This window comes from Acidovorax sp. Leaf78 (assembly GCF_001422735.1).
Lineage (GTDB): Bacteria > Pseudomonadota > Gammaproteobacteria > Burkholderiales > Burkholderiaceae_C > Acidovorax.
This window is the reverse complement of sequence record NZ_LMLZ01000021.1, coordinates 466,489-489,948: the sequence shown is the minus strand read 5'-3', so window position 1 is coordinate 489,948 and position 23,460 is coordinate 466,489. Positions and strand designations below refer to the sequence as shown.

General features: G+C 67.8%; 19 protein-coding genes. 6 read left to right on the top strand and 13 right to left on the bottom strand.

Going from position 1 to position 23,460, the window contains the following annotated elements; genetic code table 11:
• Positions 1-4: 4 nt before the first annotated feature.
• On the bottom strand, positions 5-691 hold the full coding sequence (yjgA, locus tag ASF16_RS18240) for a ribosome biogenesis factor YjgA (protein ID WP_056170453.1): 687 nt from the start codon (positions 689-691) through the stop codon (positions 5-7).
• 64 nt (positions 692-755) lie between these two features.
• Between yjgA and pmbA the strand changes: the two genes are divergently transcribed.
• Positions 756-2,189, top strand: a complete 1,434-nt coding sequence (gene pmbA, locus ASF16_RS18235; RefSeq protein ID WP_056170450.1) for a metalloprotease PmbA — start codon at positions 756-758, stop codon at positions 2,187-2,189.
• A gap of 120 nt (positions 2,190-2,309) precedes the next feature.
• On the opposite strand, the gene ASF16_RS18230 is transcribed toward pmbA, so the two are convergent.
• Positions 2,310-3,659: a PLP-dependent aminotransferase family protein gene (locus ASF16_RS18230; protein WP_056170447.1), complete on the bottom strand. Its 1,350-nt coding sequence runs from the start codon at positions 3,657-3,659 to the stop codon at positions 2,310-2,312.
• A 152-nt stretch (positions 3,660-3,811) separates the two neighbouring features.
• Between ASF16_RS18230 and ASF16_RS18225 the strand changes: the two genes are divergently transcribed.
• The gene (locus tag ASF16_RS18225) at positions 3,812-4,426 is read left to right on the top strand and encodes a DJ-1/PfpI family protein (protein WP_056170780.1); all 615 of its coding nucleotides are present in this window, start codon (positions 3,812-3,814) and stop codon (positions 4,424-4,426) included.
• Between the two features lie 90 nt (positions 4,427-4,516).
• Here ASF16_RS18225 and ASF16_RS18220 read toward each other — a convergent pair whose 3' ends face one another.
• Together ASF16_RS18220 and ASF16_RS18215 are read right to left on the bottom strand one after the other, a co-directional pair.
• Positions 4,517-5,008, bottom strand: a complete 492-nt coding sequence (locus ASF16_RS18220) for a hypothetical protein (RefSeq protein ID WP_235507425.1) — start codon at positions 5,006-5,008, stop codon at positions 4,517-4,519.
• Positions 5,009-5,136: 128 nt separating this feature from the next.
• Complete coding sequence (locus ASF16_RS18215) at positions 5,137-6,231, bottom strand: tartrate dehydrogenase (protein WP_056170444.1); 1,095 nt, start codon at positions 6,229-6,231, stop codon at positions 5,137-5,139.
• Positions 6,232-6,343: 112 nt separating this feature from the next.
• On the opposite strand from ASF16_RS18215, the gene ASF16_RS18210 reads away from it, so the two are divergent.
• Complete coding sequence (locus ASF16_RS18210) at positions 6,344-7,339, top strand: LysR substrate-binding domain-containing protein (protein WP_235507424.1); 996 nt, start codon at positions 6,344-6,346, stop codon at positions 7,337-7,339.
• 122 nt (positions 7,340-7,461) lie between these two features.
• On the opposite strand, the gene ASF16_RS18205 is transcribed toward ASF16_RS18210, so the two are convergent.
• A complete protein-coding gene (locus ASF16_RS18205; protein ID WP_056170441.1) occupies positions 7,462-7,908 on the bottom strand; it encodes a GatB/YqeY domain-containing protein in 447 nt (148 codons plus the stop codon).
• Positions 7,909-8,124: 216 nt separating this feature from the next.
• Positions 8,125-8,337, bottom strand: coding sequence for a 30S ribosomal protein S21 (gene rpsU, locus ASF16_RS18200; protein WP_007833691.1), 213 nt, complete (start codon positions 8,335-8,337; stop codon positions 8,125-8,127).
• Between the two features lie 362 nt (positions 8,338-8,699).
• On the opposite strand from rpsU, the gene ASF16_RS18195 reads away from it, so the two are divergent.
• Positions 8,700-11,957 (top strand): EAL domain-containing protein, encoded by a 3,258-nt coding sequence (locus tag ASF16_RS18195; RefSeq protein ID WP_056170439.1) that lies wholly within the window; start codon positions 8,700-8,702, stop codon positions 11,955-11,957.
• Positions 11,958-12,078: 121 nt separating this feature from the next.
• Here ASF16_RS18195 and ASF16_RS18190 read toward each other — a convergent pair whose 3' ends face one another.
• Positions 12,079-13,326, bottom strand: a complete 1,248-nt coding sequence (locus tag ASF16_RS18190; RefSeq protein ID WP_056170436.1) for an NAD(P)/FAD-dependent oxidoreductase — start codon at positions 13,324-13,326, stop codon at positions 12,079-12,081.
• 98 nt (positions 13,327-13,424) lie between these two features.
• Between ASF16_RS18190 and ASF16_RS18185 the strand changes: the two genes are divergently transcribed.
• Entirely contained in the window at positions 13,425-13,910 is a 486-nt protein-coding gene (locus ASF16_RS18185; RefSeq protein WP_056170434.1) for a DUF4124 domain-containing protein, read from the top strand.
• Positions 13,911-13,945: 35 nt separating this feature from the next.
• On the opposite strand, the gene ASF16_RS18180 is transcribed toward ASF16_RS18185, so the two are convergent.
• Positions 13,946-15,079 (bottom strand): sterol desaturase family protein, encoded by a 1,134-nt coding sequence (locus ASF16_RS18180; RefSeq protein WP_056170431.1) that lies wholly within the window; start codon positions 15,077-15,079, stop codon positions 13,946-13,948.
• 196 nt (positions 15,080-15,275) lie between these two features.
• On the opposite strand from ASF16_RS18180, the gene ASF16_RS18175 reads away from it, so the two are divergent.
• Positions 15,276-15,764, top strand: coding sequence for an acyl-CoA thioesterase (locus ASF16_RS18175; protein WP_056170428.1), 489 nt, complete (start codon positions 15,276-15,278; stop codon positions 15,762-15,764).
• A gap of 106 nt (positions 15,765-15,870) precedes the next feature.
• Here ASF16_RS18175 and ASF16_RS18170 read toward each other — a convergent pair whose 3' ends face one another.
• The 5 genes from ASF16_RS18170 to ASF16_RS18150 form a co-directional block, all read right to left on the bottom strand.
• A complete protein-coding gene (locus ASF16_RS18170) occupies positions 15,871-17,364 on the bottom strand; it encodes a cellulase family glycosylhydrolase (RefSeq protein WP_056170425.1) in 1,494 nt (497 codons plus the stop codon).
• Positions 17,365-17,719: 355 nt separating this feature from the next.
• Entirely contained in the window at positions 17,720-18,433 is a 714-nt protein-coding gene (locus tag ASF16_RS18165; protein WP_056170423.1) for a type IV pili methyl-accepting chemotaxis transducer N-terminal domain-containing protein, read from the bottom strand.
• 254 nt (positions 18,434-18,687) lie between these two features.
• Positions 18,688-19,527, bottom strand: a complete 840-nt coding sequence (gene cobA / locus ASF16_RS18160; RefSeq protein WP_200926927.1) for a uroporphyrinogen-III C-methyltransferase — start codon at positions 19,525-19,527, stop codon at positions 18,688-18,690.
• On the bottom strand, positions 19,524-20,447 hold the full coding sequence (gene ybiB / locus ASF16_RS18155; RefSeq protein WP_056170418.1) for a DNA-binding protein YbiB: 924 nt from the start codon (positions 20,445-20,447) through the stop codon (positions 19,524-19,526). The genes cobA and ybiB overlap by 4 nt, the downstream gene beginning before the upstream one ends.
• Before the next feature lie 173 nt (positions 20,448-20,620).
• Positions 20,621-23,458 (bottom strand): nitrate reductase, encoded by a 2,838-nt coding sequence (locus ASF16_RS18150; protein WP_056170414.1) that lies wholly within the window; start codon positions 23,456-23,458, stop codon positions 20,621-20,623.
• Positions 23,459-23,460: the final 2 nt, after the last annotated feature.

Below are 23,460 nucleotides of genomic sequence, written 5' to 3'. Positions count from 1 at the left end.
GGTGTCAGTCATTGCCGTCCTCGTCGCCGTCTTCGTCCAGGTCGCCGTGGTCATCGGCGTCGCCGGCGCCGCCGCCCAGGTGCTCGCGCACCAGCTGGAACAGCTCGCGGTACGCGCGGCCCTTGCGCGGCGCCAGGCCCTGGGAGGCCTGGACATTGGCGACCTTGCCGGCCGGTTGCGCATCCTTGCGCGCCTGGCGGATCAGGGCGCGCAGCTGCTGCGTGTCGGTGCCGGGGTGCTCGTCCATCCACTGGGGCAGGGCGTCGTCGTCGGCGATCAGGCGGTCGCGCCACTGCTCGGCCAGGTGCAGGGCCAGCTTGTCGGAGGCCGAGCCGGTGCGCTGCACTTCCAGCGCCTGGCGGGCGGCATCCACCAGTTGGGGCTCGAGCTTGCGCATGAGCTTGCCCACAAACTGCATCTGGCGGCGCTTGCCCTCGAAGTTGGTGATGCGCTTGGCTTCGTTGATGGCATCCACCAGCTTGTTGGGCAGCCCCACGTTGTTGAACAGGTCGGCGCGCAGGCCCAGCAGTTCCTTGCCCAGATCCTGAAGTTCATCGCTCTCGCGCTTCATATCCGTGCGGCTGGCATCCGGCGTGCCTTTGAGTTCGGCCTTGAGTTGAATGTCCAGTTCGCTGCCTTCGGCAACGAACTGGCCTCTCACAAAGTAGCCTTTTTTGGGTTTGCGTGACATGGGGTGGGGGCAAATGGGAGGTGGCGCAGCGCGCGCCACAGCGGCAAGTATCATAGCCGTCGCTATGAACAAACCCTCCCAAAGCGCCGCGCGCGCGCCTGGCGCTGCTGCCGCAGCCACCGCCCCCCGCACTCCCGACTCGGGCTTCAGCTACAGCCGCCCCTTCTTTGAAGAGCTGGTGGACCGCGCCCTGGCGCACGCCAAGAAGCTGGGCGCCACCGATGCCGGCGCCGAAGCGTCCGAAGGCTGCGGCCTGTCGGTCAGCGTGCGCAAGGGCGAACTTGAAAATGTCGAACGCAACCGCGACAAGTCGCTGGGCGTGACCGTCTACCTCGGCAACCGCCGCGGCAACGCCAGCACCTCCGACTTCTCCACGAAGGCCATCGAGCAGACCGTGCAGGCGGCGTACGACATCGCCCGCTTCACGGCTGAAGACCCGGTGGCGGGCCTACCCGATGCCGATGACATCGCGCCCACCGACACCCACCGCGACCTGGACCTGTTCCACCCCTGGGCCGTCGACAGCGAGCAGGCGGCCCAGATGGCCATGGAATGCGAGGCCGCGGCGCTCAAGACCCACCGGCGCATCACCAACAGCGAAGGTGCGGGCGTGTCGGCGCAGCAAAGCCATTTCTTCAGCGCCCACACGCGCGGCTTTCGGGGCGGCTATGCCAGCTCGCGCCACAGCTTCTCGGTGGCGCCCATCGCATCGCTGCCCGGCCGCAATGCCGAGATGCAACGCGACGCCTGGTACAGCTCCATGCGCGACGCGGCCGAGCTGGCCTCGCCCGAGGCCGTGGGCCGCTACGCCGCGCAGCGCGCGCTGAGCCGCCTGGGCAGCCGCAAGATCCCCACCACGCAGTGCCCGGTGCTGTTCGAATCCACGCTGGCCGCGGGCCTGCTGGGCGGCTTCGTGCAGGCCGTGAGCGGTGGCTCGCTGTACCGCAAGAGCAGCTTCTTGCTCGACTCGCTGGGCAAGATGGTGTTCCCCAAGCACATCGACATCGCCGAAGACCCGTTCGTGCTGCGCGGCAAGGGCAGCTCTCCGTTCGACGAAGAGGGCGTGCGCGTGGCGCCGCGCAAGGTGGTGCAGGGCGGGCGCGTGCAGGGCTACTTCCTGTCGAGCTACTCGGCGCGCAAGCTGGGCATGAAGACCACGGGCAACGCCGGTGGCTCGCACAACCTGACGCTGACGTCGCGCCTGACGCAACCGGGCGACGACCTCGATGCCATGCTGCAGAAGCTGGGCACCGGCCTGTTCGTGGTCGAGCTCATGGGCCAGGGCGTGAACTACGTGACGGGCGACTATTCGCGCGGCGCGAGCGGCTTCTGGGTGGAAAACGGCCGCATCGCCTTCCCCGTGCACGAGATCACCATCGCGGGCAACCTCAAGGACATGCTCAAGGGCATCGAGGCCGTGGGGGCGGATGTGTACAACTACGGCGCCAAGTCGGTGGGCTCGGTGCTGGTGAACCGGATGAAGGTGGCGGGCAGCTAATGCCTATGCGTTGATGCCCCGCCGTGCCGGCGAGTTCGGCGCCACGGTGCTTTCGCCAAAGACCCAAGGCTCCCGCATCTGCCGGAGCCTTTTTTCATAGCCGCCCATGGTCAGGGCGCGTCAGCGGTCCGTGAGGTCCGCCACCACGCTGCGCACCGTTTGCAACGCAGTGCGCAGTTGCTCGTGCGCTACCGAGCCGAGTGCCAGCCGTATGGCGTGGGGCACCTGGCGCGAGGTGGCGAACGGCTCGGCGGTGGAAACGGAAACGCCGCTCTTCAGCAGCGCCGCCGCCACGCGGTCGGCGCGCACGCCCTCGGGCAGGGGCAGCCAGCTGAAGTACGACGCAGGGTGGCCCACCAGCGGCAGCCCGGCCAGCACCTTGCGCGCGATGGCTTGCCGCACCGTGGCGTCGCGGCGCTTTTCTGCCTCCAGCCGGCGCACGGTGCCGTCCTGCAGCCAGCCGCAGGCCAGGGCGGTGACCACGCCGGCCGTGTTCCACGTGGTGGTGCGGATGGCGCGCTGCAGCAGCGGTGCCCACTGCGGCGGCGCGGCCGTGAACCCGAAGCGCAGCCCGGTGGCCACGCTCTTGGACAGGCCGGACACGTACACCGTGGACTCGGGGGCGACGGTGGCCAGGGGCGCGGGCGCATCCTTGGCCAGAAAGGCGTACGCCGCATCCTCGATGGCCACCAGGCCATGCTGGCGCACGATGGCCGCCAGGTCCTGCCGCCACTGCGCGCTGCAGACCCAGCCCAGCGGGTTGTGCAGGGTGGGCATGGTGTAGATGGCCTTCACACGCCGGCGGGCGCACAGGCGCCGCAGCGCGTCCAGGTCGGGGCCCTCGGTGCCGTTTGCTGCGGCGGGCAGCGGCGCCATGGTGAGGTGCAGCATGCCGGCCAGCGCCTTGAACCCCGGGTAGGTGAGCGCGTCCACCGCCACCACGTCGCCCGGCTGCAGCAGCGCCATGCAGGCCACGGCCAGGCCGTGCTGTGCGCCATCCACGATCAGCACCTGGGCGGGGTCCACCACCAGGCCGCGTGCGCTGGCCAGATGGTGTGCCACGCACGCGCGCTCGTGCTGGCGGCCGCCGTGCGGGGCGTAGCGCAACAGAGCCTCCAGGTCGCCACCGGCCACCAGTCGGCGCAGGCCGCTGGCCAGCATCCGGGCCTGCCCAGGCAGCGATGGGTAGTTGAAGTTCAGGTCCATCACCCCGGCCGCGACGGCCTGCTGGTCCACGGCTTGGCCGGCAGGCACAGTGGTCTCGCGCACAAAGGTGCCGCGGCCGACTTCGCCAATGGCCAGTCCCAGCGCCTGCAGTTCGGCATAGACCCGCGTGGCCGTGGTCAGCGCGATGCCGTGCTGGCGCGCCAGCTGGCGGTGCGTGGGCAGGCGGGTGCCGGGCGGCAGACGGCCTGCGCGAATCTGCGCAGCGAGGTCGTCCACGACGGGTTGGAACAAAGGTGGTGTCATGTGGCACGGCGTGTGATGCAGGGCGGTACGCGATAGGCGGTACGTGACTGCGGGATGTACTCAGGACAATTTTTTGATTGTATGGGGCAGCTTGCCTACGATGGGCTTTGTTCTTCAACCCCACACCACACGCCCGCTGCGGCGCACCTCCCATGCACATTGCCATCCTGACCTTCGACGGCTTCAACGAACTCGACTCGCTCATCGCGCTGGGCATCCTGCACCGCATCAAGCGCGCGGGCTGGCGCGTGAGCCTGTGCTGCCCCACGCCGGAGGTCACGTCGATGAACGGCGTAACGGTGCGCGCGCAGTCGCTGCTGGACGAGGCACGCACGGCCGATGCCGTCATCGTGGGCAGCGGCGTGCGCACACGCGAGGTGGTGGAAGACGCAGCGCTGATGGATCGGCTGGCGCTGGACCCTGCGCGCCAGCTGATTGCCGCGCAGTGCTCCGGCACGCTGGTGCTGGCCCGGCTGGGCTTGCTGGGCACAGTACCGGCGTGCACGGACCTCACCACCAAGCCGTGGGTGCAGGCGGCGGGGGTGAATGTGCTGAACCAGCCGTTCTACGCGGAGGGCAACGTGGCCACCGCGGGGGGCTGTCTGGCATCGCCTTATCTCGCAGCCTGGATCATCGCCCGCAGCGAGGGCCTGAAGGCCGCCACGGACGCGCTGCACTACATGGCCCCGGTGGGCGAGAAGGAGGCCTATGTAGCGAATGCGCTGAAGTACCTGGGGGCTTATCTGCCTCAACCTGAAGCTGCGTAGGTAGCAGTATGGGCAGTGGCGGTTTTGGCGTCTGCGCATCGGCACCGCGGATGCCTGCGGGCCGCAGCGCGGATCAGATTCAGATGGGCGCTACCGCAGTTTGCGGCTGATCCAGAGACCTGCAAAACCCAGCGCCACGGCGATCCACCCGGCCGTGTAGCCGCCGCTGTTCGACTCGGCCAGCTTGTGTTTGTACGCAGCGGTATCGCGGTAGGTGATGACCTGCCGGCTGGGTGTACTGAGGCTGAACACAGCCTTGTCGTCGTTGGGGTCGTACTTGGCCGTCACGGTTTCTCCGCTCAAGCCGGCCAGCACGCGCTCTGAATGGGGATCTCCCACCCGCACGGTCACCACGCCGGCAGGGCTTTTGATGTCCAGCTCGGAAAAGCGGCTGGCCAGCACGTTCTTCTGGGCCTTGCGCTCGATCACGCGCGCGTCGATGGCTTTGCCGGACACCGTACTCAGCTCGGTTTCGGCAGGAACCTTCAGCCGCGAAGGCCGCTTGCGGTTCTCCGCATATTCGGCACCGATCCAGACGAGTCCTCCAATGATCAGCACCAGGGGGAGGGCATTGAGGCTCACGGCAAGTCTCCGACCAGAGGTGGCAGCAGCCACGAAGCCTGCAGTCTGCCATCCAACGCACAGATCGGCTCGCTGGCGCTGCCTGAAGCCTGGCTGCGCGCCCGCATTTCAGCCAACGCGCTGCGTATTTAGTTGCGTGCCACCAACGCTGCCACCGCCTCGCCCACCTGCGTGGTGTTGGCGCTGCCGCCCAGGTCTGGCGTGCGCGGTCCGCTCTTGAGCACTTCTTCGATCGCGCCCACGATGGCATCGTGCGCGGCGCGGCCTGCGCCTTGGCCCTGCGTGAGGAAGTCCAGCATCAGCGCGCCGGACCAGATCATGGCGATGGGGTTGGCGATGTTCTGGCCGTAGATGTCGGGCGCCGAGCCGTGCACGGGCTCGAACAGGCTGGGGAAATTGCGCTCGGGGTTCAGGTTGGCCGAGGGCGCCAGGCCGATGGTGCCGGTGGTGGCGGGGCCCAGGTCGCTCAGGATGTCACCGAACAGGTTGGTGGCGGCCACCACGTCGAAGCGGCCGGGCTGCAGCACGAAGCGGGCGGTGAGGATGTCGATGTGCTGCTTGTCCAGCTTGACGTCGGGGTAGGCCTTGGCGACGTCGTCGGCGCGCTGGTCCCACCAGGGCATGCTGATGGCGATGCCGTTGCTCTTGGTGGCCAGGGTCACGTGCTTCTTGGCGCGGCTCTGGGCCAGGTCGAACGCGAACTTGAGCAGGCGGTTGGCGCCGTGGCGCGAGTAGACCGACTCCTGGATCACGATCTCGCGGTCGGTGCCCTCGTACATGATGCCGCCGAGCGACGTGTACTCGCCCTCGGTGTTCTCGCGCACCACGTAGTAGTCGATGTCGCCGGGCTTGCGGCCGGCCAGGGGGCAGGGCACGCCTTCGAACAGGCGCACGGGGCGCAGGTTGATGTACTGGTCGAACTCGCGGCGGAACTTGAGCAGCGAGCCCCACAGCGACACATGGTCCGGCACGGTGGCGGGCCAGCCGACGGCGCCGAAGAAGATCGCGTCCATGCCCGACAGCTGCGCCTTCCAGTCGTCGGGCATCATTTTTCCGTGGGCGGCGTAGTAGTCGCAGCTGGCCCAGTCGATGGTGGTGGTTTCGAGCTGGATGCCGAAGCGCTGGGCGGCGGCCTGCACCGCGCGCAGGCCTTCGGGCATGACTTCCTTGCCGATGCCGTCGCCAGGGATGACGGCGATCTTGTAGGTGGGGCTGGTGCTCATGCGGGTTCCTTTGGGTCTGGAGAGAGGAAGAAAAAATCAGGGTGTAGCAGGATTGTTCGGCAGGCCACCAAAAAATACAATCCGGCAACTGTGCTCTTATTCTTCACACATCGTGCATAAAAACCCGGCCACCGACGACCTGCGCGTGTTCACCGTGGTCGTGCGCAAAGCCAGCTTTGGCGATGCGGCCACGGAGCTGGGCGTCTCGCCCGCGTACGTGAGCAAGCGCATCCGCCTGCTGGAGCAGGAGCTGGCCGTGAAGCTGCTGCACCGCACCACCCGGCGCGTGGCGGTGACGGAGGAGGGCGAGCGCGTCTTCCACTGGGCGCAGCGCATCCTGGACGACATGGACCAGCTGCTGCAGGAGGTGGCCATCACCCGGCGCGAGCCGCGCGGGCAGCTGCGGGTGAGCAGCAGCTTCGGCTTTGGCCGCCAGATCGTGGCGCCTGCGCTGTCGCGCCTGGTGGAGCAGCACCCGGGCCTGCAGGTGCGGCTGGAGGTCTTTGACCGGCTGGTGGATGTGGCGGGCGAGGGGTTTGACCTGGACGTGCGCGTGGGCGACGAGATCGCGCCGCACCTGATCGCCCGCCGCCTGGCCGACAACCACCGGGTGCTGTGCGCCGCCCCCGCCTATCTCGCGCGCCACGGCACACCCCGCACGCTGGCCGAGCTGCCCAGCCACGACTGCCTGGTGATCAAGGAGCGCGACCACCCGTTCGGTGTGTGGCGGCTGCGCAGCGGCGCGGTGGACGAGACGGTGAAGGTGCGCGGCCCGCTCTCGGCCAACAACGGCGAGATGGTGGTGCAGTGGGCCGTGGATGGCCGCGGCATCGCGCTGCGCTCGTTGTGGGATGTGGGCGTGCACTTTCGCTCTGGTCGGCTGGTGCAGGTGCTGCCCGATTGGTACCAGGAGGCCAATGTATGGGCCGTGTACCCCACGCGGTTGGACCGGTCGGCCAAGGTGCGGGTGTGTGTGGAGTTTCTGGAGGAGTACTTCCGCACGGAGTGGGGCAAGGTGCAGCCGCAAGGCGGGCAGGTCTTGGACGCACAGGGGGCGGGGTCTGCAGGCGCAGGCCCGGCGGTCGCTCAGCCCTTGATGAAAAAATAGCCGCTACCGCTTGTCCATCAAGCGCTAGCAGCTATTATTTTGATAGTGGATGGCCGAGGCCACCCGCAGCGCCGCAGCGCCGCAGCGCCGCAGCGCCGTGGCGCCGTGGCACCGCGTTGCGATCAGCCCGCCAGCGCAGCCTTCACGGCGGCAGAGACCTGGCCCATGTCGGCCTTGCCGGCCAGGCGGGTCTTGACCACGCCCATGACCTTGCCCATGTCGCCGGGGCCTGCAGCGCCCAGCTCGGCCACGATGGCCTTGACGGCGGCCAGCGTCTCGTCGGCCGACATGCGCTCGGGCAGGTAGGCCTGCAGCACGGCCATTTCCGACTTTTCCTTGTCGGCCAGGTCCTGGCGGCCCGCGCCTTCAAAGGCGGTGATGGAGTCCTTGCGCTGCTTGATGAGCTTGTCCACGATGGCCACGACCGCAGCGTCGTCCAGCTCGATGCGTTCGTCCACTTCCTTTTGCTTCATCGCGGCCTGCAGCAGGCGGATGGTGCCCAGGCGCTCGCTGTCCTTGGCGCGCATGGCGGTCTTCATGTCTTCGGTGATCTTTTCCTTGAGGCTCATGGCAGCTTCCTTTTTTATTAAGTCAGGCAGAGAAGGAGGGTTTGCACAAAGCCCCTCTGGCTAGGCGCAGCGCCGCAGACAGTAGTCTCGATACGGCAAGGCGCTGCAACGACGCCAGAGGGGCTTTGTGCAGACCCGAAAAAACAAAAACCCGCGCTTGGCGTCCCTAGCGCGGGTTTGGCGGCTGCCCGGTGAGGGGCAAAGCCGAAGTTGTACTTAGTACAGCTTCTTGGGCAGTTGCATGCTGCGAACGCGCTTGTAGTGACGCTTCACGGCGGCTGCCTTCTTGCGCTTGCGCTCGGCGGTGGGCTTTTCGTAGAACTCACGGGCGCGCAGGTCGGTCAGCAGGCCGAGCTTTTCAATGGTGCGCTTGAAGCGGCGCAGTGCGACGTCAAAGGGTTCGTTTTCTTTTACGCGGATCGTAGTCATTAGCTAAATGGTTTCCAAAATGTGCCCACAGAGGGACTCCAGGAGATCGAGCCTGAAGGCCGTGTGTGGCGGGTTCCCCGTCTGTAACTAGTATTTGGCCGACGGGGCATTGCCAGCAAAGCCGGAGATTATAGCCCTTGTCCCGCCAAGTAGTGCAAGCAGTTGGAGCGCACCCCTGATCGCAACGTGCCCGGGCGGCTCATTGGCTACCCTGTACGCGGAGAAGGAAAGCGCACCGAACCTTGCTGGGCCGGGCTCAAAGGCGCCGCGTGGCGTGGAATTTGCTTCATGTTGTAACAGCAACATTCACCGCGAACGCGGGCCCTCTTGACCGGGGCCCGCCACGCGCAGACACCAAGACCATGGCATTCATGCACCGCGTTTCGGGCTGGCTGGGCCGCCTCAGTGTGGGCCGCAAGCTCATGCTCATCTACCTGCTGGACCTGTCGGCGGTGATCTACGTCTCCAGCATCCTGATCCACGAGAAGTACGTGGCCATCGACTTCACGCGCAAGGAGATCGTGGGCACCACCTACGCCGCCGTGCTGCGCGATGGGCTGATGGGCCAGTTCCTCGCCGCGCCGCAGCAGCAGCCGCCCGTGGTGGCCGATGTCCTCACGCGGCTGGCGGGTGTGCGCCAGGCCTACGACGACCAGCTGCGCACGCACGATGTGGGCGAACGCTTCAGTTCGGTGCTGCAGCAACTGGTGCAAAGCCCGCCGCCGGCCACCGACACCATCGCGCTGACCCGGCTGCGCAGCCAGTTGCTGCGCGAAGGGCGCGAGCTGCTCACCACGGTGGGCAACCAGTCCAACCTGATCCTGGACCCGGACCTGGACAGCTACTACGGCATGTCGCTGGTGGTGCTGCGGTTTCCCGAGCTGCTGCAGGCGGTGCACGACACCGTGGTGTTCCTTCACGCGGCGCCCACGGGGCGCGGGCCGCAATGGTCGTCGGAGCTGCTCACGCTGGTGGGGCGGCTCGACGCAGTGATGCTGGGCATCGAGTCCGACTACAACCAGGCGTTCATTGCCGGGTCGCCGGAGATGCGCACTGCCCTCATGGTCCAGCGCGAGGCATTGAAGACGTCGCTGGAGGGTTTTCAGGCGCTGCTGCAGGGCGTGGCGTCCGGCGAGTCGCGCCTGACGCTGGCGCAGGTGGAAACGCAGCAGGTCCAGGTGCTCGGTGCCCTGCGCGATGCGTGGACGGTGGGCATTGCGGACCTGGAGCGTTTGCTCAACCGCCGCGTGGAGGGCCTGTTTGCCCGCATGTGGCTGCACCTGGGCACGGCGCTGGTGCTGCTGGGCTGCATCCTGAGCCTGGTGACGCTGGTGGCCCGGCAGATCGCCAAGCCGCTGCAGCAGCTGGCGCGCGTGGCCGACGAGGTGCGCAAGAGCGGCGACCACACGCTGCGCGCGCACTGGTCGAGCCGCGACGAGATCGGCCGCCTGGTCACCGCGTTCAACGAGATGCTCTCGCAGCTCGACCGCGACCGCGTGCTGCAGCAGGAGCTGGCCGCCAGTGCCCGCGCGGCCGAGGCGCAGCGCGAGCTGGTGGAGGCGTTCCCGATCCCGATGGTCGTCACCTCGGTGCCCGAGCACGAGGTGCTGCATTCGAACGCGCCGGCCGGCCACTGGCTGGGCGGGCGCAAGACCGACCCCTGGGCCGTGGGGCTGGAGCCCGGCGTGCGGGCGCGGTTCTTCCAGCGCCTGGCGGACCAGGGCTCGGTCGATGAGTTCGAGGTGCGCTGGAAGGGCAGCACCGAGCCTTCGTGGGCCGTGCTGTCGGCGCGGCGCCTGCAGTTCCAGGGCCGCGACGCGGTGCTCACGGCGTTCACGCCGATCAACGTGCTCAAGGTCATGGAGCAGCGGCTGGAGCTGTGGGCCAAGGTGTTCGAGGCCTCGTCCGAGGGCATCATCATCATGAACGCCGAGCAGCAGATCATCAGCGTGAACAAGGCGTTCTGCCGCAGCACGCACTACGACTTCTACGAGGTCATCGGCGAGGACCTGGGCTTCTTGCTGGAAGAGGCGGGCGGCGAGCCGCTGTCGGCGCAGATCAGCCGCACCATGCTCGACAAGGAATCCTGGCAGGGCGAGGTGCGGTTTCGCCGCCGCTCCGGCGAGACCTACCCGGCCTGGCTCATGGTGTCTGCCGTGCGCGAGAGCAAGGGCGGGGCCGTGGCCAACCACATCGGCATCGCCATCGACATCACCGACCGCAAGCTCAACGAAGAGCGCATCCAGTTCCTGGCGCACCACGACGTGCTGACCGAGCTGCCCAACCGGTCGCTGTGCGTGCAGCGCCTGCAACTGGCGCTGGCGCAGGCGCCCATCACCGGCGAGAAGGTGGCGGTGCTGTTCATCGACCTGGACCGCTTCAAGGCCATCAACGACACGCTGGGCCACCACATCGGCGACGGGTTGCTGCGCTCGGTGGCCGGGCGCCTCACACAGGCCGTGCGCAGCCGCGACACCGTCAGCCGCCTGGGCGGCGACGAGTTCGTGGTGGTGATGCGCGACGTGGCCGGGCACGACGACGTGCAGCAGCTGGTGGAGCGGCGTCTGATCCCGCTCATCCGCCAGAGCCACCCGGTGGAGGGGCACGAGCTGAACGTGTCGTGCAGCGTGGGCATCGCCGTGTACCCCGAGGATGGCGGCGACATCGACGAGCTCATGCGCCGCGCCGACGCTGCCATGTACGAGGCCAAGACCACCGGCCGTGACGCGGCGCGCTTCTATTCGGTGGAGACCGACCAGCGCGCCCTGGCGCGCCAGACCATGGAGCAGCACCTGCGCCGCGCGCTGGAGCGCCACGAGCTGAGCCTGCACTACCAGCCGCGCCTGGCGGCCAAGGGCGGGCGCCTGCTGGGGGTGGAAGCCCTGCTGCGCTGGAACAACCCGTCCATCGGCGCCATACCGCCCAGCGAATTCATCCCCATCGCCGAAGAGACGGGCATGATCCGCGCCATCGGCAGCTGGGTGCTGCAGCAGGCTTGCGAGCAGTGGGCGCGCTGGCAGGCGCTGCCGCGCTCAGCGGGGGATGGCAGTGGTGGCGGTACTGGTGGCGCCCGGCACCCGCTGGCGGACATCTCGGTGTCCGTCAACCTGTCGGCCGCGCAGATGGCCGACCCGCTGCTCGTGCCCGACATTGAGGCGCTGCTGGCCCGCACCGGCATGCCCGCCCACCGGCTGGAGCTGGAGATCACCGAGTCGCAACTGATGGACAACGCCCACGCGGCCGAGCAGCAACTGGCGGCGCTCAAGTCGCTGGGGGTGCAACTGTCCATCGACGATTTCGGCACGGGGTATTCGAGCCTGGCCTACCTCAAGCGCTTTGACATCGACCGCCTGAAGGTCGACAAATCCTTTGTGCGCGACATGCTGAACAACCCCGCCGACATGGCCATCACGCGCGCCATCATCGCGCTGGGCCACACGCTGGGGCTCAAGATCGTGGCCGAGGGCGTGGAAGACCTGGCCACCGCGCAGGTGCTGGGCGTGCTCGACTGCGAGGAGCTGCAGGGCTACCACTTCAGCCGGCCCTTGCCGGTGGCGCAGCTGGAAGACTGGGCGTTGCAGCAGCGGGCGCTGCAAGTGAGGGCGGTTGCGACGGCGTAGCGGCCGAACATGCGCTGCGCAGGCGAGGGACGCCGAGCAAGGGCCGCCCCGCAGCGAGGGCGTCGTCCCCCTGCCCGCAGCGCTCTGGCGCTGCGAGAGCGGGGGGAAGGCCCGCAGGGCCTCAGGGGGGTGTCGCCTTCAACGCCTGCGCGCACGCATGGCCGCTGGCCCAGGCCCACTGAAAGTTGTAGCCGCCCAGCCAGCCGGTCACGTCCACCACCTCGCCGATGAAGTACAGGCCCGGTTGCGTCTTGCACTCCATGGTCTGCTGCGATAGCGCTTTGGTGTCCACGCCGCCCAGGGTCACTTCGGCTTTTTTGTAGCCCTCGGTGCCGGTGGGGGTCAGCTCCCAGCGGGCCAACTGCTCGGCCAGCCGCGCCAGGGCCTTGTCCGAGGCCTCGTTCACCGGGCGCTGCCAGTCGGCTTCGCGGCCGGCCCAGGCATCGGCCAGGCGGCTCGGGACCAGCGTGGCCAGTTCGTTGGCGATCAGCTTGCGCGAGCGTGACTTGGCCTGGGCCAGCGCAGCGGGCAGGTCCACGGTGGGCGCCAGGTTGACGGCCAGCGGAGTGCCCTCGCGCCAGTAGCTCGATATCTGCAGCACCGCCGGGCCCGACAGGCCGCGGTGGGTGAACAGCAGGTCTTCATGAAAGGCCATGCGTTCTTTCTTGGCACCGGTGCTGATGTCCACCGGCAGCGCCAGGCCTGCCAGTTGCACAAACGGCGCCCAGGCATCGCCGTCGAACGTCAGCGGCACCAGGCCGGGCCGGCGCTCGACCAGCGGCAGGTTGAACTGCTGTGCCATCCGGTAGCCAAAGTCCGTCGCGCCGATCTTGGGGATCGACAGGCCGCCGGTGGCGATGACGACCGAGCGCGTCTGCACGGGGCCTCGGTCCGTATCAATTTGATAGCTGCGAGCGTTTTCTGGACCAGCGGTACAGGGCAAAAAGGCTAATTTTTTGACGCCACACGGCTGCCAGTGCGTCACTCCGCCCGCTGCGCATTCGGCCAGCAGCATGGCGATGATGTCCTCAGCCGACCGGTCGGCAAACAGCTGGCCCTTGTGCTTTTCTTGAAAGGCGATGCCGTGCTTTTGCACCAGCGCGATGAAGTCCGCCGGCGTGTAGCGCGACAGCGCCGAGCGGCAGAACTGCGGGTTCTGGCCGACAAAGTGCTTGTGCGGCGCAGCCGGGTCCAGGTCGCGGTTGGTGAAGTTGCAGCGCCCGCCACCCGAGATGCGGATTTTTTCGGCCACCTTCTCGGCATGGTCGATGAGCAGAACCTTCAGGCCCCGCTGGCCCGCCTGGCCCGCGCAGAACAGGCCGGCAGCGCCGGCGCCGATGATGATGGCGTCAAAGAATGGGGTGGTCATGGGAGCGGCGGATTGTAGGGTGTCGCCATTGGACCATCGGCCGTGTGGCGCTGTAGGATGGCCATCGGCACGCGCCGCCGTATTCCGAGGACAGATCCATGCACCCCACCATCCGCTATGCCGCCTGCGCCCTGGCCCTGGGCTTTCTGGCCCCGGCCTGGGCCATCAACAAATGCACGGGTGCCGATGGCAAGGTGGCGTTCCAGGATGCGCCGTGCGTGGGTGGGCAGAGCGAGAAGATCGAGGCGCGGCCCGCCATGGAGGGCGCCACGCCCATCGCGCCCGCGCAGTCCACCGGGAAAGAGGGCGCATTCGGCCCATCGTGGCAACGCAAGAACTACCTGCAGAACCAGGGTGTGCCCCAGGCACGTGCTGCTGTTGATCGCAACCAGCGGGAGTGCTCAGCAGCCCCGGCAGAGGCCGTGGCCACTGCCGGGCCGTTGCGCAAATCCATTGCGTCCGGCAATCAGTTCGCGCAGGAAGCGGCGGCTGCGGTGGCCAAGGGAAAGTCTGCCTGCGAGGCCCGTACCGAGGAGCTGCGCGAGCAGTTGAGGACGCTCGAGAAGGAACTGAGCACGCTCTGACCGCGCCATTCTTCGATCGCGCGACGGACGCCGTTTCAGCCCTTCCAGGTGAACGGAAACTTGAACTGCTTCACAAACCCGTTGGGCACGTAGTCGCCCAGCACGCCGTACTTCTCGGGCCAGAGCTTGTCGCTTTTCACGGCCGTGCCGAACAGGTAGTCCAGAAACGCGAAGTGCGCTGAATAGTTCTTGTCCAGCGCCTCCTGATCCTGGCTGTGGTGCCAGTGGTGGAAGTTGGGCGTGACCAGCACGTAGCGCAGCGGGCCCAGGCGCACGCTCACGTTGGCATGGTTGAACACCGCCTGGAAGCCCACGACGACGATGTACGCGTCAATCACTTCCTTCGAGAACCCGAACACGTAGATGGGCGCCAGCACCAGGGTGCGGGTGATCAGCAGCTCCAGGATGTGCTGGCGCGAGCCGGCCATCCAGTCCATGCTCTTGACGCTGTGGTGCACGGCATGCAGGCGCCACAGCACCGGCACCTCGTGGTAAGCGCGGTGCGTCCAGTACTGCACCAGGTCGGCCACCAGCACGATGAGGAACAGCGCCACCCAGAAGTTCAGGCCCTGCACCCAGCCGCGGATGCCGTCGCTGGCCGCCCAGCCGAAGAACTTGTGCACGATGAGGTTGGTGGCCAGCAGCACGAAACCCACGACCATGTGGTTCACGATGAAGTGGTGAAAGTCGGTCTGCCACTCCTCGCGGAAGATGGGCTGGTCCTTGCGCAGCGCGAACAGCTTCTCGATGAAGATGAAGATGAGCGAGCTGCCCAGCAGGTCGAGGATGAACCAGTCCAGGCCGATGTAGGGCGTGTTGTCCGGGAAGTTGGGGTCCACCTCGACCTTGTGGCCGCCCAGGAAGGCGGCAAGCGCCACGATGGCGAAGGCGAAGGTGGCCAGCCAGCGGGAGCGGTTGAAGAGGATGTTGACCAGCGAGATGCCGCCTGCAACGGCCATCGCGCCCAGCATGATGTTGCGGATGACCGTGACGTCGTAGCTCTTGCGCAGCTGCGGGGTCGTCAGATATTCGGGGAAGTGAAACGCCAGCACTCCCAGAAAGCACAGGATGGCCAGCGTGAGGGCGATCACCCCCGAGACGAGGCCGCGCCCGCGCCGCAGCGCGCCGTGGCTTTCGGTGAATTCATTGAGCTTGTCAATTTCGAGCATGTTGTAGTTCCCTCCGGCATCGTGTGCCTGGTATCGGTATGGGCCGCGTGCCGGCGGTGGCCTGGGGCGGCGGGGGTGACGGTCTGCAGTGACCGGCCGGTCGCGCCGTGGCATGGGTTGTGCTGCCCCAAGTTTAGCGGTCGCGGCGTTGCGAGGGCGCGACGCACCCCATCCCACCCCCACCTAAAATTCCAGCATGAACATCCCCTCACACCAACTCAGCATGACCGTGCTGATGTCCCCCGACATGGCCAATTTCTCGGGCAATGTGCACGGCGGGGCCATCTTGAAGCTGCTGGACCAGGTGGCGTATTCCTGCGCCAGCCGCTATTCGGCCTGCTACGTGGTCACGCTGAGCGTGGACCAGGTGATGTTCCTGCAGCCCATCCATGTGGGTGAGCTGGTGACCTTCCTTGCCAGCGTGAACTACACCGGCTCTTCGTCGATGGAGATTGGTATCAAAGTGGTGGCCGAAGACATCCGCACGCAGGTGGTGCGGCATGTGAACAGCTGCTTTTTCACGATGGTGGCAGTGGACGAGTCGCGCAAGCCGGTGAAGGTGCCGCCCTTGTCGCCCACCACGGCAGACGAGAAGCGCCGTTGGGAGGCCGCCCTGCTGCGCAAGGCCTTGCGCAAGGAGCTGGCCGAGCGGTTCACGCAGGTGCGGGAGACGGCAGGCACCTAGCCTGCAGTCCCCGGCAAGCGCCGCGCCTTGACAGCGCGGCTCGCCGTGGTGACCGTGGCCGCAGTGGCCAGCTGTGAAGCCGCTGGCCCGTGGTGCAAGCCGCCGTTCAGCGCGCCGCGCAAAAGCCGAACTCGGCCGTGGCGCCCGCGGCCAGGGTTTTGTTCCAGGCCACACCCGAAGCGCTCAAGCGGCCTGCGGATTGCGTCCAGGTGGCGTTCCACAGATTGTTGATGGTGCCGCTGACGGGGATGTTGACGGCCCAGTTGCCGGACGCCGAACCCATGTTGATGACTCGGACGCGCTGGCAATAGCCGGCGCTCCAGTCGCTGTCCATGATCTGCACGACCGAGAAATTGGGTGCGGGTGCTGGCGTAGGTGCTGGTGCCGGGGTGGGGGCCGGAGCGGGAGTCGGAGCCGGAGCCGGCGTGGGTGCGGGCGCGGGAGCTGGTGTCGGAGCCGGTGCTGGCGTAGGTGCAGGTGCAGGTGCCACGCTGCCCCACAGTCGCTGCAGCAACTGCACCTTGTCCGCGCGCACGGTACCCCAGTCGTCGTTCAGAATGCCGCCGGTGTCGCCGCTGTTGGGGTTCCACGACCAGTAAAAGCCGCTGCGCATGCCCTTGGTCACGAGGTAGTCCACCAGCGCGTTCTGCCACAGCACGTCGCGTGCATCGCCCCGGCCGTACTTGCCGCCGAACTCGCCCAGCATCACCGCATAGCCGGCCTGCGCAAACCGGCCGAAGTGCCGGTCCCAGATGGCCGGCATGTTGGCCGGGAAATCCGCCGCATTGAAATACTGCTGCACATACACGTCGGGGCCGTAGACGTGCGGTGCCAGCAGCAGGCGGTTGGCGGGGATGTTCAGCGGCGTGCATTCCAGCGGCTCCAGGTTGCCACCCCAGAAGTGGCCCGTGTTGCTGGAGCACACGGGGTTCTCGCCGATGCCTTCCACCGCAATCAGCCAGTGCGGCGCCACCTGCAGCACAGCGGCGGAAGCGCGTTCTGCCGCGCGGTTCCAGTCGGTGGCCTGGTTGCCCGTGCCCCAGGTGGCTGCGCCGTGGGGTTCGTTCTTGATGTCGATGCCGATGACGCCGGCCACTCCGCCGTAGCGCTGCGCGAGGAAGGTCAGGTCCGCGATCCACTGCTGCTCGCTGTAGCTCGGCGTGTACCAGAGCTCGCTGATCGACTGGCAGTCCGGCGTGTGGTGGTCCAGCAGCACATACATGCCCCGGCGGCTGAGCTCCTGCACGATGGTGTCCATCACCTGGATGGCCGACAGGCCCTGCAGGTCGGCGTTGCGGCTGTAGTCGATGCTGTTGGGGGCATTGCCGCGCAGCGTGGCGGGGCAAAACGGCAGCCGCACGGCGTTGAATCCGCTTTGCTGCATCTGGGTGATCATGTCCTTCCAGTTGCGGGCCCACAGGCCGTGCACCACGTTCGTCTGGGTCTCGAAGCCGAACCAGTTGACGCCGCGCAGCTGCACCGCATTTCCGGCGCTGTCGGTGACCTTCCCGGCGTTGATGGAGTAGCTCCAGGCGCCGCTGCAGGTGGCGAGCAGACAGCCGGCGAGCGCCAGGCGTTGGCAAAGTGTGGTGAGCTGCATGGAATCCTCTCTGGCTGGGTGTTGGGTGCCGTGCGTCTCCCGATCAGGGAGTCCAGCGGGTGGCCGGGCAGGCAATTTCTACGGAAATCATAGGTCCGCCAAGCACGCAAATGCCGAGGTATTGGGCCCACCTTGTAAGCGCCTGTTAGGGACGCGCCGGGGTGTTGGCCGCGTCCCACATACGCTTTGTCGATCACGGTGCAACGGCACCGAGCCAAGGGCGACGGTTCGCCATGCAGCGGTGTACAGCTCGGTGCCACACCACACCACACCACACAACGCGACGCCGTCCGACGTTTTGCGTGTCAACGAGCCAGCGGACCACGCTGCGGCGAGTGGCCCGAGCGAGCCCCGCTCAGGCGGCGCTGCGGCTGCGCCCCGCCAGCGACACGGCCTGGAGCGAAAGGCCGTCGATTTCGTTGGTGATGCCCGACAGCACATTAGCGACCACCGCAAACTCCCGTCCATGCTGGCCCGCGCGGGCGGCCATCACCTGGGCGTTGAAGCTCACCACCTTGGCCTCGCGCGCCACCGTCTGGATGGAGGCCACGATGCCAGCCATCTCCTTCATGAGGACCTCGGCCTTGGCCTTGCCCACCTGGTCGAACACCGTGGTGGCGGTGTTCAGCGCTTCGAGCGCGGCATCGGTGCTTTCCACCAGCCGCGCCAGTGCGTCCTCCACGCGGGGGCTGCGGGCTTCGGTCAGGTCCAGCGCCGTGCCGACCTGGCGGGCAAAGGCATCGATGGTGGCACCGACGCCGCCAGGGGCACCGTAGACCTTGCGGACGCGCTCAGCGTCTGCTGCATCCAGGTGCCGCGGCGTGTCGACCAGGCGGGCCTGGCTGGCGGTGAACAGGGCCAGCGTGGTGCGCGCAGCCTTCAAGTGCAGCTCGCTGCCACCGGCGGCCAGCACGGTCTGCAGCACCATGCGCTGCGACAGCATGCGCTGGCGTGCGGCAAGGTTGACCAGCGACATGTCGGTGTCGCGCGAGGCGGCGGGGGACGGTGCCGGCAGGGTGGAGGGCGATGCAGGCATGCCGGTGCGAGAGGGAACGGGATAGGCTGCCATGGTGGTCCTTGTGCTTGTTGCATTCAGATACGAACAACAAGCAATAGCCGGGCCAATGTTCATTCGACGAGCAAGCGATGCAGCGGGGCAGCCCGGCCATCAGCCAAGGCGCCGCTGGCCGCCCGCTGCGCTACGCAGCCGTGGGCGCAAGGCCGCGCACGCACCGCGGCCGCGGGGTATTGTGGGTCAGCATTGGCGCCGCAGCAGTGCACTGCGGCCCGCCCTGGCCGCCAGTCCATGCCGTACCTGACGCGCTAGCCCGCGCGGCGTGCCATCGGCACATCCTGCGATGCCAGCGCCACGCCGCGCACCACATCGCCCACCACGATCACCGAGGGGCTGGCCAGCCCCTCGCGGGTGATGGTGGCGTGCAAGGCGCCCAACGTGGTGATGGCGTGGCGCTGTTGGGGCAGGCTGGCGTGCTGGATGATGGCCACGGGGGTGTGGGCGGCCAGGCCGGTGAGCAGCTCCTGCTCGATGGTCCCGGCGCCGCTCACGCCCATGTAGATCACGAGCGTGAGCTTGGCATCGCGGGCCGTGGCCGCCAGCTGGCGCCAGTCGGTGCCCGCATCGCCAGGCTTCGCATGCCCGGTGACGAACACCACGCCGTGCGCATGCTCGCGGTGGGTCAGCGGCACGCCCAGCGAGGTCAGCCCTGCCAGGCCCGAGGTGATGCCGTTGATGACCTCGACCTGCACGCCCGCGGCGCGCAGGTGCTCCACCTCTTCGCCGCCGCGGCCAAAGATGAAGGGGTCGCCGCCCTTCAGGCGCACCACGTTCTCGCCCTCGTTCACGGCCATGAGCATCAGCTTTTCGATGAAGGCCTGCGGCGTGCTCTTGCAGCCGCCGCGCTTGCCCACGTAGACCACGCGGGCGGTGGGCGGGGCGTGGGCCACGATGGCGTCGCTCACCAGGTCGTCCACCAGCAGCACCGTGGCCGCCTGGATGGCCTTCAGGGCCTTGATGGTCAGCAGCTCCGGGTCGCCCGGGCCGGCGCCGACCAGCGTGCAGCGGCCGCCGGTGCCCAGGTGGGGCGTCAAGGTGACTGCGGCGGCAGTTGTGGAGGGACTGGCGGGTGGCGTGGGGCGGCTCATGGCGATGTCTCCGGGGCTGTTTGATCCGCAAGGTGCAAGATGTGTTCCACCTGTTTTTCGATGGCGGGCGGAATGGGCAGCTCGCCCGCCAGCACGCGGCGCGTGTAGTCGGCAGTGGTGGCCACGTCGATCTCGGCGGGTAGGCCGGGCACCTCGCTGGCGGTGCCGGGCTGCTGGGCGTCCAGCACCTCGTGTGCGCCGTGGATGAAGCCGTCGTAGCGCGGGGTGCGGCGCGGGTCGGTGGCGACTTCGCCTTCCAGCCCGCGCGAGAGCAGGGCGGTCATGCCCAGCGTGCGGAAGGTGGTCTGCAGCATCTCGAAGTATTCGGGGTGGGTGTACGCGGTGACCACCACCGACGGCCCAGCGCACGGGCTCATCAGCTTGACCACGCTGTGCCCCGGGTTGCGCAGGCCCACCACCTCGCGCACGGCCAGCAGGCGGGCAAGGCCTGCGTGCAGGTGCTGGGTGTGGATGTGGCGCACGGTTCCATTTGCTATTTTTTCAGGAGCTGTCAGCGCAGGTATATCGAGCGCCAGCAGCACATCCGATGCCAAAATGCGGCGCGCCTCGGTGCGCATGCCGTGCAGCAGCACGGGCAGGCCCTTGCGGGCCAGCAGCAGGGCGAGCAGCGGGGTCAGCACCGGCAGCTTGCGCGCGCCGTTGTAGCTGGGCAGCACGATGAGCGGGCGGTCGGTGGCAGGCAGCAGGGCCAGGCGCTGGTGCGTGGCATCAAGAAAGCCGCACATCTCCTCGGCAGTCTCGCCCTTGATGCGCATGGCCAGGCAGAAGGCGCCGATCTCCAGGTCGCTCGCGTGGCCGTCCAGCACTTGGCCGAACAGGTCGGTGGCCTGGTCGCGCGTGAGTGGCTTGGCGCCACGCGCGCCACGCCCAATTTCCTTGATGTACTGACTGATGCCCATGGTATTTTTTTAGCGGGACTTGTGAAACAGGGCTCCAGCGTCGTTATTTCGGCTTGCCGTACGCAAGTACTGTCTGCGCCGAAAATGCCTAGCTGGAGCCCTGTTGCACAAGTCCTTGTGGGGGTTCGAAGGGAACTGAGGCGCTATTTTCCTTTAAGCCAGACAACTTTTGGTTATATGGTGGCCTGCGCCAGCGGTTTGGGTGCCAGGGGGCCGGTGGCGCGGACCATGCGTTTGAGTTCGGGCAAGCAGGAGCCGCAGTTGGTGCCGCAGCGCAGTGTGCCTTGCAGCTGGGCCAGGCGGTCGGCGTCGGTGCCGTGGCAGCGGGCCAGTTCGGTGGTGATGGCGATGTCCGCCACGTTGAAGCAGGTGCACACCGTCTTGCCGCGCGACTGCACGGCCACCGGGGCCTTGGCGCCGGGGACCAGCAGCAGGCGGCCGTAGCTTTGGGCGGGCAGTTCTTCCTGCAGGAGGGTCTTGAGCCACCCTTCGGCGCTGGTGTCGCCGGCCAGCACGATGCCTTCCAGGGTGGTGGCGTCGGCCCGGCGCATCAGGCGCGCGGCGCGGCGCTGGCCGCGCTTTTTGTCGGCGTAGCGCTGCGTGTCGGTGCCGGCCAGGCCCATCAGCGATTCGATGCGCTCGATGATCGCGTCCGGCGGGGCCTCGTGCGCAGCGGCGCGCAGCAGCACGCCCACGCGCTCGCGGCCGGGTTCATTCAACGGCGTGTTGTTGCTGAAGGGCACGCAGCTGGCAAACGGAAACTGCGCCATCAGCGCAGACAGCGCCTCGCGCGTGGCCTGCGCCGTGCCGGCGGGCAGCCAAGCCATGGCCAGCAGCGTCCAGGGCAGCTCGGCCTTCAAAATCTTGACGGCTGCGTGCTTGAGCTCGGGCTGTTTGGACGTGGGGCAGTAGGCCGAGGTGGTCAGTGCATTCACGCCCGCCAGCCGCTCGCCGGTGGACGAGCATCCGCTCAAAAATTCGCTGCCCCAGTGCATGGCCATGAAGGCCTGCGAAACGCCCACGGTGGTGTCGCCCTGCACGGGCACGACGATGGTGCCGCGCTTGCTCGTCACGTAGACCAGGTCGCCGTTCTGCAGGCTGCGCCGTTCCATGTCCTGCGGGTGCAGTTGCACGCTGGGCTCTGCCACGTGGCCGAAGAGGCGGCCCAGGGTGCCGGTGCGCGTCATGCCGTGCCACTGGTCGCGCAGGCGGCCGGTGGTCAGGCTGAAGGGGTAGCGCGACTCGCGCGGCTCGGCCACGGGCTTCCAGGCGTGGGCGGCAAAGCGGGCCCGACCGTCTGCGGTGGGGTAGATGCCGTCTTCGTACAGGCGGGCCTTGCCGGTGGTGGTGCCCTCCGGCAGGGGCCACTGCTGGGGGCCGGCGGTTTCGAGCAGGCTCCACGACAGGCCGGTGATGTCCAGGTCGCGTCCGCGCGTGCTCTCGCGGTGCTCCTGCCATACCTTTTCAGCGCCTGCGTCGGCGTGGTCTGTGGTGTAGGGGAAGAGGGTGGGCGCGCCGGGGCGCAGCCGCGCCTCGAGCTGCTGGGCGAACTGCACGGCAATCGCCCAGTCATGCCGCGCGTCGCCCGGCGCAGGCACGGCGCTTCGCACGCGCGAGATGCGGCGCTCGCTGTTGGTCACCGTGCCGGTCTTCTCGCCCCAGGTGGTGGCGGGCAGCAGCAGGTCGGCGTACGCGCAGGTGGCGGCGGTGGCAAAGGCCTCCTGCACCACCACGAACTCGGCGCGCTGCAGGGCGCGGCGCACGGTGGCCTGGTCGGGCATGCTCTGCGCGGGGTTGGTGCAGGCAATCCACAGCGCCTTGATCTCGCCGTCGGCGGCGGCCTGGAACATCTCCACGGCTGTCTTACCCGGTGTGGCGGGCACGTCGGCCACGCCCCACAGCGCGGCGACTTCGGCGCGGTGCTGGGGGTTGGCCAGGTCGCGGTGCGCGCTGAGCAGGTTGGCCAGGCCGCCCACCTCGCGCCCGCCCATGGCGTTGGGCTGGCCGGTCAGGCTGAAGGGGCCGGCGCCGGGCTTGCCGATCTGCGCGGTGGCCAGGTGCAGGTTGATGAGCGTGGCGTTCTTGGCCGTGCCGCTGCTGCTCTGGTTCAGGCCCTGGCAGTACAGGCTCAGGGTCGATGCCGAGGTGGCAAACCACTTTGCGGCGGTGGTCAGGTCAGCGACCGAAATGCCGCACACCTCGGCCACGCGCTCGGGTGTGGCTTCGCGCACCAGCGCCTGCAGTTCGGCAAAGCCGTTGGTGTGCGCGGCGATGTACTTCGCATCGGTCCAGCCCTCGCGCAGCATCAGGTGCAGCATGCCGTTGAACAGCATCACGTCGCTGCCCGGTTGCAGCGGCAGGAACAGGTCGGCCATGCCCGCGGTGTCGGTACGGCGCGGGTCGGCCACGATGACCTTCATGCCCGGGTTGGCGGCGCGCGCATCTTCGATGCGGCGGAACAATATGGGGTGCGCCCAGGCCGCGTTGCTGCCCACGATGAAGAGGCACTGCGCGTGCTTCACGTCGTCGTAGCAGGCGGGTGGTGCATCGGCACCCAGGGTCTGCTTGTAGCCCGCCACGGCGCTGCTCATGCACAGGCGCGAGTTGGTGTCGATGTTGTTGGTGCCGATCAGGCCCTTGGCCAGTTTGTTGAAGACGTAGTAGTCCTCGGTCAGCAACTGGCCGCTGACGTAGAAGCCCACGGCGTCCGGGCCGTGCTGCTGGATGATGTCGGCGAATTGGCCGGCCGCCAGGCCCAGGGCCGCGTCCCAGGATAGCGGCTGGGGCGTATCGGTGCGCTGCAGGCGCTGCTGCGGTTGCAGCAGGCGCGTCTGCAGGGTGACGGGGCTGCTGGCCGTGAGGTGCAGGGTGGAGCCCTTGGTGCACAGGCGGCCGAAGTTGGCGGGGTGGTGCGGGTCGCCGCGCACACCGATGATCTGCGGGCCGTCGCTCTCGATGATCACGCCGCAGCCTACGCCGCAATAGGGGCAGGTGGATCGGGTCTCTGTCATGC

Excerpts from the sequence above, each read along its gene's own strand:
- yjgA (WP_056170453.1), bottom strand. The coding sequence starts at position 691 with ATGTCACGCAAACCCAAAAAAGGCTACTTTGTGAGAGGCCAGTTCGTT.
- ASF16_RS18205 (WP_056170441.1), bottom strand. The coding sequence starts at position 7,908 with ATGAGCCTCAAGGAAAAGATCACCGAAGACATGAAGACCGCCATGCGC.
- ASF16_RS18195 (WP_056170439.1), top strand. The coding sequence starts at position 8,700 with ATGGCATTCATGCACCGCGTTTCGGGCTGGCTGGGCCGCCTCAGTGTG.
- ybiB (WP_056170418.1), bottom strand. The coding sequence starts at position 20,447 with ATGGGCATCAGTCAGTACATCAAGGAAATTGGGCGTGGCGCGCGTGGC.
- ASF16_RS18170 (WP_056170425.1), bottom strand. The coding sequence starts at position 17,364 with ATGCAGCTCACCACACTTTGCCAACGCCTGGCGCTCGCCGGCTGTCTG.
- ASF16_RS18180 (WP_056170431.1), bottom strand. The coding sequence starts at position 15,079 with ATGCTCGAAATTGACAAGCTCAATGAATTCACCGAAAGCCACGGCGCG.
- ASF16_RS18150 (WP_056170414.1), bottom strand. The coding sequence starts at position 23,458 with ATGACAGAGACCCGATCCACCTGCCCCTATTGCGGCGTAGGCTGCGGC.
- ASF16_RS18165 (WP_056170423.1), bottom strand. The coding sequence starts at position 18,433 with ATGGCAGCCTATCCCGTTCCCTCTCGCACCGGCATGCCTGCATCGCCC.
- ASF16_RS18225 (WP_056170780.1), top strand. The coding sequence starts at position 3,812 with ATGCACATTGCCATCCTGACCTTCGACGGCTTCAACGAACTCGACTCG.
- rpsU (WP_007833691.1), bottom strand. The coding sequence starts at position 8,337 with ATGACTACGATCCGCGTAAAAGAAAACGAACCCTTTGACGTCGCACTG.
- ASF16_RS18175 (WP_056170428.1), top strand. The coding sequence starts at position 15,276 with ATGAACATCCCCTCACACCAACTCAGCATGACCGTGCTGATGTCCCCC.
- ASF16_RS18190 (WP_056170436.1), bottom strand. The coding sequence starts at position 13,326 with ATGACCACCCCATTCTTTGACGCCATCATCATCGGCGCCGGCGCTGCC.
- ASF16_RS18230 (WP_056170447.1), bottom strand. The coding sequence starts at position 3,659 with ATGACACCACCTTTGTTCCAACCCGTCGTGGACGACCTCGCTGCGCAG.
- cobA (WP_200926927.1), bottom strand. The coding sequence starts at position 19,527 with ATGAGCCGCCCCACGCCACCCGCCAGTCCCTCCACAACTGCCGCCGCA.
- ASF16_RS18215 (WP_056170444.1), bottom strand. The coding sequence starts at position 6,231 with ATGAGCACCAGCCCCACCTACAAGATCGCCGTCATCCCTGGCGACGGC.
- ASF16_RS18185 (WP_056170434.1), top strand. The coding sequence starts at position 13,425 with ATGCACCCCACCATCCGCTATGCCGCCTGCGCCCTGGCCCTGGGCTTT.
- pmbA (WP_056170450.1), top strand. The coding sequence starts at position 756 with ATGAACAAACCCTCCCAAAGCGCCGCGCGCGCGCCTGGCGCTGCTGCC.